10 protein-coding genes are annotated in these 11812 nt (G+C 68.8%); 3 read left to right on the top strand and 7 right to left on the bottom strand.

The window, feature by feature from the left end; genetic code table 11:
• Position 1: 1 nt before the first annotated feature.
• The 4 genes from AC1DE0_RS20910 to AC1DE0_RS20895 all read right to left on the bottom strand — a co-directional run bounded on the left by AC1DE0_RS20910 (position 2) and on the right by AC1DE0_RS20895 (position 5876).
• Positions 2 to 1888: a glycoside hydrolase family 13 protein gene (locus tag AC1DE0_RS20910; RefSeq protein WP_478105269.1), complete on the bottom strand. Its 1887-nt coding sequence runs from the start codon at positions 1886 to 1888 to the stop codon at positions 2 to 4.
• Positions 1885 to 2829 carry a sugar ABC transporter permease gene (locus tag AC1DE0_RS20905; protein ID WP_478105267.1) on the bottom strand — a complete coding sequence of 315 codons (945 nt, stop codon included), beginning with the start codon at positions 2827 to 2829 and terminating at the stop codon, positions 1885 to 1887. The genes AC1DE0_RS20910 and AC1DE0_RS20905 overlap by 4 nt, the downstream gene beginning before the upstream one ends.
• Positions 2829 to 4370 carry an ABC transporter permease subunit gene (locus AC1DE0_RS20900; RefSeq protein ID WP_478105265.1) on the bottom strand — a complete coding sequence of 514 codons (1542 nt, stop codon included), beginning with the start codon at positions 4368 to 4370 and terminating at the stop codon, positions 2829 to 2831. Before AC1DE0_RS20900 ends, AC1DE0_RS20905 begins: the two co-directional genes overlap by 1 nt.
• Before the next feature lie 180 nt (positions 4371 to 4550).
• Positions 4551 to 5876 (bottom strand): sugar ABC transporter substrate-binding protein, encoded by a 1326-nt coding sequence (locus AC1DE0_RS20895; protein WP_478105262.1) that lies wholly within the window; start codon positions 5874 to 5876, stop codon positions 4551 to 4553.
• A gap of 271 nt (positions 5877 to 6147) precedes the next feature.
• Between AC1DE0_RS20895 and AC1DE0_RS20890 the strand changes: the two genes are divergently transcribed.
• From AC1DE0_RS20890 to AC1DE0_RS20880, 3 genes are all read left to right on the top strand, one after another.
• Entirely contained in the window at positions 6148 to 7251 is a 1104-nt protein-coding gene (locus tag AC1DE0_RS20890; RefSeq protein ID WP_478105260.1) for an ABC transporter ATP-binding protein, read from the top strand.
• A 261-nt stretch (positions 7252 to 7512) separates the two neighbouring features.
• Positions 7513 to 7773 (top strand): Pr6Pr family membrane protein, encoded by a 261-nt coding sequence (locus AC1DE0_RS20885; RefSeq protein WP_478105257.1) that lies wholly within the window; start codon positions 7513 to 7515, stop codon positions 7771 to 7773.
• A complete protein-coding gene (locus tag AC1DE0_RS20880) occupies positions 7770 to 9014 on the top strand; it encodes a DUF4032 domain-containing protein (RefSeq protein ID WP_478105255.1) in 1245 nt (414 codons plus the stop codon). Before AC1DE0_RS20885 ends, AC1DE0_RS20880 begins: the two co-directional genes overlap by 4 nt.
• A gap of 134 nt (positions 9015 to 9148) precedes the next feature.
• Here the strand turns inward: AC1DE0_RS20880 and AC1DE0_RS20875 are convergent, their stop codons facing one another.
• The 3 genes from AC1DE0_RS20875 to rlmB all read right to left on the bottom strand — a co-directional run bounded on the left by AC1DE0_RS20875 (position 9149) and on the right by rlmB (position 11811).
• Positions 9149 to 9655, bottom strand: a complete 507-nt coding sequence (locus AC1DE0_RS20875; protein WP_478105250.1) for a vitamin K epoxide reductase family protein — start codon at positions 9653 to 9655, stop codon at positions 9149 to 9151.
• A 6-nt stretch (positions 9656 to 9661) separates the two neighbouring features.
• Entirely contained in the window at positions 9662 to 10522 is an 861-nt protein-coding gene (locus tag AC1DE0_RS20870) for a DUF929 family protein (RefSeq protein ID WP_478105248.1), read from the bottom strand.
• A 317-nt stretch (positions 10523 to 10839) separates the two neighbouring features.
• Complete coding sequence (gene rlmB / locus AC1DE0_RS20865; RefSeq protein WP_478105246.1) at positions 10840 to 11811, bottom strand: 23S rRNA (guanosine(2251)-2'-O)-methyltransferase RlmB; 972 nt, start codon at positions 11809 to 11811, stop codon at positions 10840 to 10842.
• Position 11812: the final 1 nt, after the last annotated feature.

Raw genomic sequence — 11812 nt, 5'->3', positions numbered from 1 at the left:
GTCACCTCCCCCTTCGTCGCACGTGACGTGCCCCGTCGTCGGCGGGGCGCCAGGTCCAGATGCTGACGCCCGGCCCGGTGGCGCTCAGTGTGACAGCACGTTTGCCGATCTTCGGGCGAAGTCCGTATACCGGTGCGCCGGACTCGATTCCGGCGAGGTGCCGCGGGTCGAGGACGACCGGGTCGTGCGCTGCGCGGGCGACATGGACGAGGGCGACCTCGTCGAGCGTCTCGCGCAGGTAGACCATGGCGTCGCCCTCGGCGTGCACCCAGCGAAGACCGCCGCGACGCAGCGCGATCGAGCTCTGGCGAGCGGCGATCAGGCCCTTGTAGACGTCGAGCGTCTCTGTGTCCCAGTCGCTCTGGTCCCACGGCATCGGACGGCGACCGTCCTCGCCGAAGGTGCCCTCCATGCCGATCTCGTCGCCGTAGGTGAGCATCGGCATCGACGGGAAGGTGAAGAGCAGGCCGGCTGCGACCTCGACGGACTCCGGGCCCACGAGGGTGCGGATGCGGGGCACGTCGTGCGAGCCGACGAGGTTGAACGAGTGGACGAGCGACTGCCACGCGATGCGCGACGTGAAGTCGCGCATCGTCTCGACGACGGAACCTGCGTCGAGCAGGGGCAGCCGTACCGGTGCGCCGAGGAACCGCGGGTCCTTGGACTCCTTCCGGAGCCATGTCCACGCCGGCTTGCAGAAGCCCGCGTAGTTCATGACGCCGTGCCAGCCGTCGCCGGGCATGTCGACGGTGTAGTCGTGGAAGTGCTCCCCGACGAGGAGGGCATCGGGTGCCACCCGACCCATCACGTCGCGCATCTGACGGGCCACGTCGTGGTTGACGTCGGTGGCGCGCCAGCGGCCGGTCATGTTGGCGACGTCGACCCGCCAGCCGTCGAGGCCACCCGAGCGGCCGAGCCACTTGCGTACGACTCCCTGGGCGTCCTCGAAGATCCGGTGGCGCAGAGCGGCGTTGAGGTGGTTGAGCTTGGGCAGTGAGGGCACCCCGAGCCAGGCGACGTAGTTGCCGTCCTCCCAGATGTAGAAGTCACGCTCGGGGGCGTTCTTCCCACCCGGGCCGGCCGCCTTGAGGAACCACTCGTGGGCGTTGCCCGTGTGGTTGGTCGTGAAGTCGCCCATCACCTTGAGGCCGCGGTCGTGCGCGGCCTTGGTCAGGCGCCGCAGCGCCGGCGCCCCGCCCAGCAGCGGGTCGATCTGCTCGAACGACGACGCGTCGTAGCGATGGTTGGACCGAGCGGGGAAGAACGGCGTCATGTAGACGACGTCGACGCCGAGCGACTCGAGGTGGTCGAGGTGCTCGGTGATGCCGTCGAGGTCGCCGCCGTAGAGCTGGTGGGCGACTCCCCTCGGGCTGGTGTCGACCGGGTCGGACCAGGCGGCCGGGATCGCCCAGTCGGGCGTCTCGTGCTTGTCGGCGCCCTTCGAGCGGGCGAAGCGGTCGGGGAAGATCTGGTAGACGACCGAGCCGAGCGCCCACTCCGGCGGCGGCGAGGCGTGGGCGACGATGCGGAAGTCGCTCGCGTCGGGGACGTCGCGGTGGTGCACGCCGGTGCCGTTCAGCCAGGCATACTTCGTCGGGCCGCCCGTGAGCAGGAAGCGGTAGTTGGTGACCGGATTGTGGCAGGTCAGTGTCGCGCGCCACCAGTCGTCGCTCGCCGTGGTGCGCACCTTCTTGGCGACGGTGAACGTCGCCTCACCGTCGGGTGCGGTGCGCACGTGGACGGCGTCGACCTCGGCCTCTACCGGCACGCGTACGAGCACGTCGACTCGATCACCGAGACGGGGGGCCTGGTTCGAGACGTACCGCCCCGACCCGTCGTGGTGCGGCTGGCTCAGCCACGTGTCGCGGCGGGTCGGGGCAGGGCTCACTTGACGGATCCGGTGGTGAGTCCGCCGACGAGCTGCTTCTGGAAGGCCAGGTAGAGCAGCATGACCGGGATGGAGCCGAGCAGGGCGCCGGCGGCGAACGGGCCGAAGAGCTCGTTGGCGTTGTTGCCGAGGGTCATGCCGTAGAGGCCCACACCGAGCGTCTGCGTCTCGACGTCGGTGAGGAAGACGCTGGCGAGCATGAACTCGCCGTAGAGGCCGACGAAGACGAGCATGAAGACCGTGACGAGGATCGGCATGACGAGGCGCAGCGTCATGGTGAAGAAGATGCGGGCGTGGCTCGCGCCGTCGACGATCGCCGCCTCGTCGAGCTCGCGGGGCACCGTGTCGAAGTAGCCCTTGAGCAGCCAGACATTGGCACCGAGTGCGCCGCCGAGGTAGGCGAGGATCAGGCCCGTCAGGGTGTTGAGGCCGAAGGACGGAAGGGCGTCACCGATGCCGGCGAAGATGATGTACATCGCGACGATGGCGAGCAGCGCCGGGAAGAACGTCGTCAGCAGCAGGAACATCATGCCGCCGCGCCGCCCCTTGAACCGCAGGCGGGAGAAGGCGTATGCCGCACAGGCGCCGATGAACACCGCGCCGACCGCCCCGACGAACGAGATGATCATCGAGTTCTTGTACCAGCTCCAGAACGGCCGCGAGCTGTCACTGAACAGCGTGGTGAAGTTCGCCGTCGAGAAGCCCGAGGGCCACAGGCTCGCCGTGTTCAGCGTGCCGCTGGGATTCGTCGCGGCCGACCAGATGAACAGGATCGGGAACAGCGCCCACGCGAGGGCGACGAGGCCGAGGACGTGGCGCCACCACACGCTGCCGCCGAGCCCCGACCGCTTGGGCGACGCCGGCGTGCTTCGAGCGGTCTCGGTCTCGACACGCGCCTCGAGACGGGGGTCGGTGGGGACGGGAGCGTTGACGGTGGACATCAGTTGACCTCCTCGAGGGCCTTGGTGCGCCGGAAGCCCGGGATGCTCATGAGCGCCACGAGCAGGAAGATCACGACCGAGACCGCGGCCGCGAAGCCGTAGTTGGGCGCGGTGCCCGAGAAGGCCAGGCGGTACGCGTACGTGATGAGCAGGTCGCTCGACCCGATCGAGGTGTCGGCACCGTTGAACGGGCCGCCCTTGGTCAGCAGGTAGATGAGACCGAAGTTGTTGAAGTTGAAGGCGAACGACGCGAGCAGCAGCGGCCCGACGGCGACGAGCAGCAACGGCATGATGATCGAGCGCAGGGTGCGGAAGGCGTTGGCGCCGTCGATCGTCGCAGCCTCTCGCACGTCCTGCGGGATCGACTGCAGCGCACCGGTGCACACGATGAACATGTAGGGGAACCCGAGCCACAGGTTCGTGATGAGGATCGCGGCCTTGGCCCCCAGGTCGGTGCCGAGCCAGTCGATGCCGAGCCCCAGCGTCTGGTTGATGATGCCGTAGTCCTGGTTGAACATGCCCTTCCACACCAGCGCCGTGACAAAGCCGGGCAACGCGTACGGGAGGATCAGGAGCGAGCGGTAGATGCCCTTGCCCCGCAGCTTCGGGTCGTTGAAGAGCAGCGCGATCAGCATGCCGAGCAGGAACGTCGAGAGCACGGACACGACCGCGAAGATGACGTTCCAGATGAAGATCTTGATGAAGCCGCTGCGGATCGTGTCGTCGGTGAGGATCCGCGTGTAGTTGGAGAGACCGATGTTCTCCTTCCAGCCCTGGGGGAAGGACTGGGTGGCGTCGGCGGTGTTGACCCACCGGGCGTCGCGCGGCTCGTAGACCGTCGGCGGCGAGGTGGCGGTGTCGGTGAGGCGGTCGGCCTTGGCGTCGTAGCTGACGGTCGACTTGCCCTCGAAGGCCTCGGACAGACCGACTGGCTTGATGCCGCCACCGTCACTCGTGGGGACGGCCAGGGTCTGGAGATCCTTGCGGGCGTTGACCTGCCTGGCGTTGAGGATCGTGAAGCCGGGTGCCTTGGTGATCTTGCCGACGGGCGTCTTCTCGACGCCGGCCGGGTCGAGGGTCTCGAGACCCTCCTTGTCACCGACGAACGTCGAGCCGTCGGGCTTGGTCAGCAGCAGGACGAGGTCGCCGGTGTCGGCACTCTGGCCCTCCTTGGTCGCGACCGACATCTTGTAGCGCGGCGTGTTGGGGACCTCACGCACCGACTGGGCGATGATGTCGGTGACCGACTGCTCCTTGGTGTTGAGGTGGCCGTCGCCGTAGTTCGTCAGCGAGAGGTTCGCGGTGTAGATCACCGGGAAGAGCTGGAAGAGGGCCATGAAGACCAGGCCCGGCACGAGGTACTTCAGCGGGACGGCGCGGCGGGTCGCGTAGACCGCGAGGACTGCCATCAGCACCATGCCCGCGATGATGACTGCCGGCAGGTTGCCTGCCGCGGCGAGCTTGGCGGCGATCCACAGGATGCCGGCCAGCGTCGCGGCGATGAGGACCCACTTGATCGTGAGCGCGATGGGCTTGGTCATGTGACACGTCCTTTTGCGCCGAGCCGGCGCCGTTGCCGTAGGTGCACGGAGGGGGCGGAGCGCCACGAGCTCAGCATCTCGGGACTCCGGGGTGGCCTCGACCGGGCCGCGCCGGCTGGGCCGGGACTCCGGGGTCCGCCAGAACGGCAGACCCCGGAGTCCCATTCAGATCAAGGGAGCTCAGCCCTTGGCGATGTTGGCCGCGATCTCCTTGGCCGCAGCGTCGAGACGCTCCTTGGCACCGGCCTTGCCGGAGATGATGTCAGCGGTCGCCTGGCCGAAGGGGCCCCAGACCGAGTTCATCGCCGGGATGTTCGGCATCGGCTTGCCGCCCGTGCCGGCCTCGTACCAGGCCTTGACGTCGGGGTCGGTCGCCGAGACCTCGTCGTAGGCCTCCTTGAGGGCCGGCGGACGCTTGCCGACCTCGAAGAGCGCCAGCTGGACGTCCTTGCGCGGGATGTAGTTCGTGACGAACTCCTGCGCGAGGGCGGCGTTCTTGGCCTTGCTCGAGACGTAGAACATCTGCACACCGAGGAACGGCTGCATGGCGCCGCCACCGGTGAGGCTGGGCAGCGGGGCGATGCCGTAGTTGATGCCGGCGGCCTTGGCCTTGGCGACGCTCCACGGGCCGCTGATCATGAACGGGGCGGCCTTCGAGTCGAAGATCGCGTCCTGGTTCGTGTCGTCGACGTTGGTCGAGAGGACCTTCTGCTTGCCGAGCGCCGCGAGGACGTCGCCGCCCTTGACCGAGCCGGCGCTGTTCACGAGCAGCTTGTTCGGGTCGTAGTCGCCGTTGGCCTTCGTGGCGAAGATGCCGCCCTCGGGGAAGGCCGCGAGGTACGGGTAGGCGAAGTACGCGTTGCCGACCTTGGAGACGAACTGGGACATGACCTGCTTGGCCTTGCCCTCCTTGACGAGCTTCTCGCCCGTGGCGACGAGCTCGTCCATGGTCTTCGGCGGGTTCGGGACGAGGTCCTTGTTGTACATGAGGCCGATGTTCTCGACGGCGTAGGGCACGCCGTAGGACTGGCCGTTGAACTTCGTCGCCGCGATGGCGGTCGGCAGGAACTTGGCGGCCACGTCGGCCGAGAGGTTGACGGGGGCGACCGTCGAGTTCTGGACGAGCTCGCCGAGCCAGTCGTGGGCGCCGACGATGACGTCGGGACCCTTGCCGACCTTGGTGGCGTCCTTGAACTGGGTGCGGGTGTCGGTCGCGATCTGGACCTTGACCGTGATGCCGTTCTCGGCGGCGAACTGGTCGGCGTACTTCTGGACCGCCTTGGAGCGGTCGGCGTCCGTCCAGATGACCAGGTCGACGTTGGCGTCACGGACGGGAGCAGCGGTGCCGCTCGGCGTCTCCGGCGTGCCGGTGGTGGTGGCAGCGGCCTTGCTCGTGCCGGCGGCGCCGGTGTTGGACGGGGTGGTGGGGCTGGACCCACCGCAGGCGCTGAGGGCCAGGGCGGCAACACCCGTGACGGCAGCAGCGCCGAGCGCACGCTTGTGCATGGATTCTCCTTTGAAGCCAGGTGGCACACGCCGCCACCGGTTTGTGCCCCGGACATTAGCAAGAAATTGCAAGGGGTTGGACCACCGCTTGCAGCAACTTTTTGCAACATTCTGGATACAACCCGAAGAGCGAGGGTGGCACCTGCGACGGACGAGGGTGGTCAAGCCGAGCGGCATGGGACATGATGGCGATGCCTGCTCACCCGGGCAGGCACACCTTTACAACGGATCGTCCGGCACGTTCCTGCCGGTGAAGGAAGGCAATGAAGCCATGGCAACTGTGACGTTCGACAACGCGACGAGGCAGTACCCAGGGAACCCGATTCCCTCCGTCGACAAGCTCAACATCGAGATCGCGGACGGGGAGTTCCTCGTCCTCGTCGGGCCCTCCGGATGTGGCAAGTCCACGTCCCTGCGCATGCTCGCCGGCCTCGAGGAGGTCAACGGCGGACGCATCCTCATCGGCGACCGCGACGTGACGAACCTGTCCCCCAAGGACCGCGACGTCGCGATGGTGTTCCAGAACTACGCGCTCTACCCGCACATGACGGTCGCCGACAACATGGGCTTCGCGCTCAAGATCGCCGGCGTCGACAAGTCCGAGATCCGCAAACGCGTCGAAGAGGCCGCCAAGATCCTCGACCTGACGCCGTACCTCGACCGCAAGCCGAAGGCCCTCTCCGGTGGCCAGCGCCAGCGCGTCGCCATGGGTCGCGCGATCGTCCGTTCGCCCCAGGTGTTCCTCATGGACGAACCGCTCTCGAACCTCGACGCCAAGCTGCGCGTCCAGACGCGCACGCAGATCGCCTCGCTCCAGCGCCGCCTCGGCGTCACGACGGTCTACGTGACGCACGACCAGGTCGAGGCCATGACGATGGGTGACCGCGTCGCGGTGCTCAAGGACGGCATCCTGCAGCAGTGCGACAGCCCCCGCCGGATGTACGACCACCCGGCCAACGTCTTCGTGGCCGGCTTCATCGGCTCGCCCGCCATGAATCTCATGAGCGTCCCGGTCACCGACGGCGGCGTCGACCTCCACGGCCACACCGTGCCGGTCTCCCGCGAGGACCTCGCGGGTGTCGGCAAGGAGGTCACCCTCGGTGTCCGCCCTGAGGACCTCGACCTCTCGTCCGACCAGTCCGGCATCCCGGTCACGGTCGACGTCGTCGAGGAGCTCGGCGCCGACGCCTACATCTACGGCTCGAGCGAGCAGAAGCTCCTCGAGGCCACTGGCGAGAACGCCGGCGCCGTCCCCTTCATCGCGCGCGTCGACGGTCGTCGTCCGCCGGAGAAGGGCGACAAGATCTATCTCAAGCCGAAGCCGGGCCACGTGCACGTCTTCAATTCGGAGTCGGGTCTGCGCGTGGGCAACTGACCGGAGTCTGACCAGGTATGCCGTTGGGCCGGCACCCCGTGTGGGTGCCGGCCCAGCAGCGTTGCGGCGCAAGGCTCGACAGGATGCTGCACAGTGTCGCTCCGTGGCCCTGGGCTCGCGCCTGTGACGAGAGTGGCGGGTCGGGCGGCACTCGGCATCTGGCCGCCGCCCTGCCACCCTCGGCGAACTACACCGCCCTCAACCTGCTCTGCGACCGGCTGCCCCACATCGTCGTGCCGCTGCTGACCTTTCGGGTGGATCGTGTTCGGCCCGCGCGGATTCGTCACGCGCGCAGACGTGCTGCCGTCCCTGATCTGGCCCGTCGTCTGGCTCGTCGCGACGCTCGCCCTCGGGCCGGCCGTGGACTGGTACCCCTACCCGTTCATCGACGTGGACCGGATCGGGTACCGCTCGACGCTGCTGAACTACGCCGGGATCGCCGTGCTGTTCCTGGCCCTCGCCGCGCTCGCGCGGTGGGCTGATCGACGTCTGTCACGTGACCGTGCCACGATGACCGTGTGACCCTCGAGATCACCACCGCGCGACCCGAGTCCGCCCTGCTCGACCTGCCCTGGTCGAGCCCGCTCGAGGAGTGGCCCGAGTCCTACCTGGCGGCCCTCCCCCGCGGCATCTCCCGCCACGTCGTCCGCTTCGTCAAGCTCGGCCCACGAGTGCTGGCGGTCAAGGAGATCAAGGACGACATCGCCGACCGCGAGTACGCCATGCTGCGCAACCTGCGTCGCCTCGACGTGCCCTGCGTCGAGCCGTTCGGCGTCGTCCACGGCCGCACCACCGCCGACGGCGAGCCGCTCGACGCGTGCCTCATCACGCGCCACCTGCAGTTCTCGCTGCCCTACCGCGCGCTCTACAGCCAGAACCTCCGGCCCGACACGGCGGTGCGCCTCATGGACGCCCTCGCCCTGCTGCTCGTGCGCCTGCACCTCGAGGGCTTCTGGTGGGGCGACGTGTCGCTGTCGAACACCTTGTTCCGGCGCGACGCCGGCTCGTTCGCCGCGCACCTCGTCGACGCCGAGACCGGCGAGCTGCACGCCAGGCTCACCGATGGGCAGCGCGAGCACGACCTCGACATCGCCCAGGTCAACATCGCCGGCGAGCTGATGGACCTCGATGCCGGCGGGTTCCTCGAGGAGACCGCCGACCCTTTCGAGGTGGCGGCCTCGATCATCGAGCGCTACCACACGCTCTGGGGCGCCCTCACCGGCACCGAGCGCTTCGAGGTCGGCGACCGGTGGCGCGTCGACGAGCGCATCCGGCGCCTCAACGAGCTCGGCTTCGACGTCGACGAGCTCTCGATCACGACCGACATCGGCGGCACCGAGATCGTCATCACCCCCAAGGTCGTCGACGCAGGCCACCACTCACGGCGCCTGCTGCGCCTCACCGGCCTCGACGTCGGCGAGAACCAGGCCCGCCGCCTGCTCAACGACCTCGACGCGTACGCCGCAGCGACCGACCGTCAGGGCGACGACGAGGAGATCGTCGCGCACGACTGGCTCTCCCGCTGCTACGAGCCCGTGGTCCGCGCGGTCCCCCGCGACCTCAAGACCCGCCTCGAGCCCGCCGAGATCTTCCACGAGGTGCTCGAGCACCGCTGGTACATGAGCGAGAGGGCCGGGCACGACACGCCCATCGAGGAGGCCCTTCGGGACTACCTCGCGACGGTCCTCCCGGCCAAGCCCGAGGAGAAGTCGGTGCTGGGCGTTGACACCGAGGAGATGCCGGTCATCGGCCGGTTGGACTGAGCCGCAACGACATCGGTCGAGGTGCTGCGCTGCGACCCAGCGCGACGGCATACCTCGACCGGGGACGCAGCCAAGTCAGGTCGAGGTGGTTCGTCGCGACTCGACGCGACGGCATACCTCGACGGGCGCGGAACCTACGCGCCGTCCTCCGCCGGCCCCGAGAGGATCTGACCGAAGAGCACGGCGATCCACAGCACGAACGTGACGACGTGGACCGCCGTGCACCACAGGCAGATCGAGTGGATGCGGTAGAGCTCGGCCCACACGAGGTAGAGCGCCATGCCGAGGCCCACGGTGAGCCAGCCGATGCGCGCCAGGTCGAGCCACCGCTCCGGCCGGCGCCACACGGAGGGCAGGCAGAGGCCGAGCGTCACGACGAAGAAGACGAGCCCGAGCAGCGCCACGGGGACGCCCATGAACGTGCTCCAGGCACTCGTCGTCACCTTCGCGCAGTCGACCAGACCCCCGATGCTGCACGCGAGGGTCGCGTTGGCCGTGAAGTGCTCGAAGGTCAGGTAGCCGGAGACGAGCAGCCCCACGACCGAGAGCACCAGCGTCACCGGCGCGAGCCAGGCCGGCCGCACCCGGGGGGCGGGCGGCTCGGACCGGCCGGTCGTCACGTCGTCACGCAGCGAGCTCACCCGAGGTCACCGCTTGAGCAGGACGGACGCGGACTGCACGCCCTGGCTCGTGCAGACGTTGGCCGGCTGCCCCTTGGTCTGCGCGCAGATCTGCGCGGTGATCATGTTGATGGCCGGGGTGACCGTCTTGCCGATGTCGGAGGTCGGGTCCTGGATGCCGGCGATGATCTGGTCGTAGGTCTTGCCCTCGAAGGCGTTGGCGTCGACCGTCGCACCGTTGGTGGCGGTGGTGCCGCCGTAGGTGATCCACGGGATGCCCCCCTGGGGGTTGAACTTCTGGAAGAGCGCGAGGTTGTCGCCGTCGAGCGTCTGGAGCGGCTTGCCGTTGCGGTCCTGCGTCTCGATCGCCTGGAAGGCCAGGACGTCGCTCGTGAACTTCGCGTCCTTGAACGAGAAGGTCGGGGTGTCGGGGTGCACGTCGGTGCTCGAGCTCGTCGTCTCGGTGATGCCGGTGAAGGTGCCGAAGCGCGACAGCGCGCCGATGAGCGCCCAGCGCTCCATCGCGCAGAACGGGCAGTACTCGGCCCCGATGTAGAGGACCTTGGGCTTGCCGTCCTGCGTGAGCGCCGTGCCACCCTGCAGCCTGGCCGGTGCCTGGGAGGGTGACGGTGCGGGCGCCTTGTCGAGGAGGTCCGCCGGCAGCTTCTGGAGCGTGGCGAGCGCAGTGGCCCCCGCCCCGCCCGCCGAGGCAGCGGGCGCGTCCTTGGGACGGTTGGAGATGACGACGCCGAGGACGACGGCGATCACCACGACGACGACGGCCACCGACGCCGCGATGACCTGCGTGCGCTGGCGGTCCTTGCGGGCCGCTTCGGCACGCAGCTTCGCTGCCCGGGCTGCCGTCTCTGCGCGGTTGCTCTTGGCCACGGGTTCCGTCCTCTGTCTGCTGCCGAATGCAGCCGCAATAGTTACTACATCTCGTAGTTGTCCAGCGACAACTCTACCGACGTCACATTGACCAGCGTCGCAGGCCCTCGCGGAGTTCCCGAGCACCGAACCCGACCTCTCGCCCCACCCCGAACAGCACCGCACCGCACCCCGAACAGCGCGCCAACTGCGCCGCAGCGCACTTCCCGCGGCCGACAGCCACCGAACCATGCGCGCCAACTGCGCCATGGCGCACTTTGCTCACGCAGGTGAAGCCACCGAGCACGTATGCCGTCCGGCCGGGCGGACGGCCTACGTCAGCCGCGTCGCTGGCGGGCGATCTCGTAGAGCGTGACGCCCGTGGCGATCCCGGCGTTGAGCGACTCGACAGCCGAGCTCATCGGGATCGAGACGATCTGGTCGCAGGTCTCGCTGACGAGGCGCGAGAGCCCCTTGCCCTCCGAACCCGTCACGATGACGAGCGGCTCGGTGGCGAGGGTCAGGTCGGGCAGCTCGACGTCGCCGTCCATGTCGAGGCCGAGGATGAAGAAGCCGGCCTTCTTGAACTCCTCGAGCGCCCGGTTGAGGTTGCTCGCCTTGGCGACCGGCACGCGGGCCGCGGCCCCGGCCGAGGTCTTCCACGCCGACGCGGTCATGCCGACCGAGCGACGCTCGGGCACGACGACGCCGTGGCCGCCGAACGCCGCGACCGAACGGATGATCGCGCCGAGGTTGCGCGGGTCGGTGATGCCGTCGAGCGCCACGATCAGCGGGATGCCCGGCATCTCGGGGTCGATGAGGTCGTTCGGGTGGGCGTAGTCGTAGGGCGGCACCTGCAGGGCGAGGCCCTGGTGCACACCGCCGTCGGTGAGCCGGTCGAGCTCGCCGCGGGGTGTCTCGAGGATGGCCAGGCCGCGCTGGTTCGCGAGCTTGAGGGCCTCACGGACGCGGTCGTCGGTGTCGATGCGCGAGGCGAGGTACATCGTCGCCACGGGGATGTCGGCGCGCAGCGCCTCGACGACCGAGTTGCGGCCGTAGACCATCTCGCTCGAGCCCTTTGCCTTGCGCGCCGGCCGCGCCGGGCCTCGCCCAGCGGACCCGCCCGCGCCGGAGCCGGCCCGCTTTGCCACGGCCTTGGCCCGCTTGTGGGCCGGGTGGTACTCGCGGTCGGCGGCCTTGGGCGTGGGCCCCTTGCCCTCGAGGCCACGGCGACGCTGGCCGCCGGAACCGACGGATGCGCCCTTGCCACCCTTGCGGATGGCGCCGCGCCGTTGGGAGTTGCCTGGCATG

It is taken from the genome of Terrabacter sp. 05T424 (genome assembly GCF_056396225.1).
Note: the sequence above shows the minus strand (reverse complement) of the source record. Positions and strands in the feature narration are given on the sequence as shown.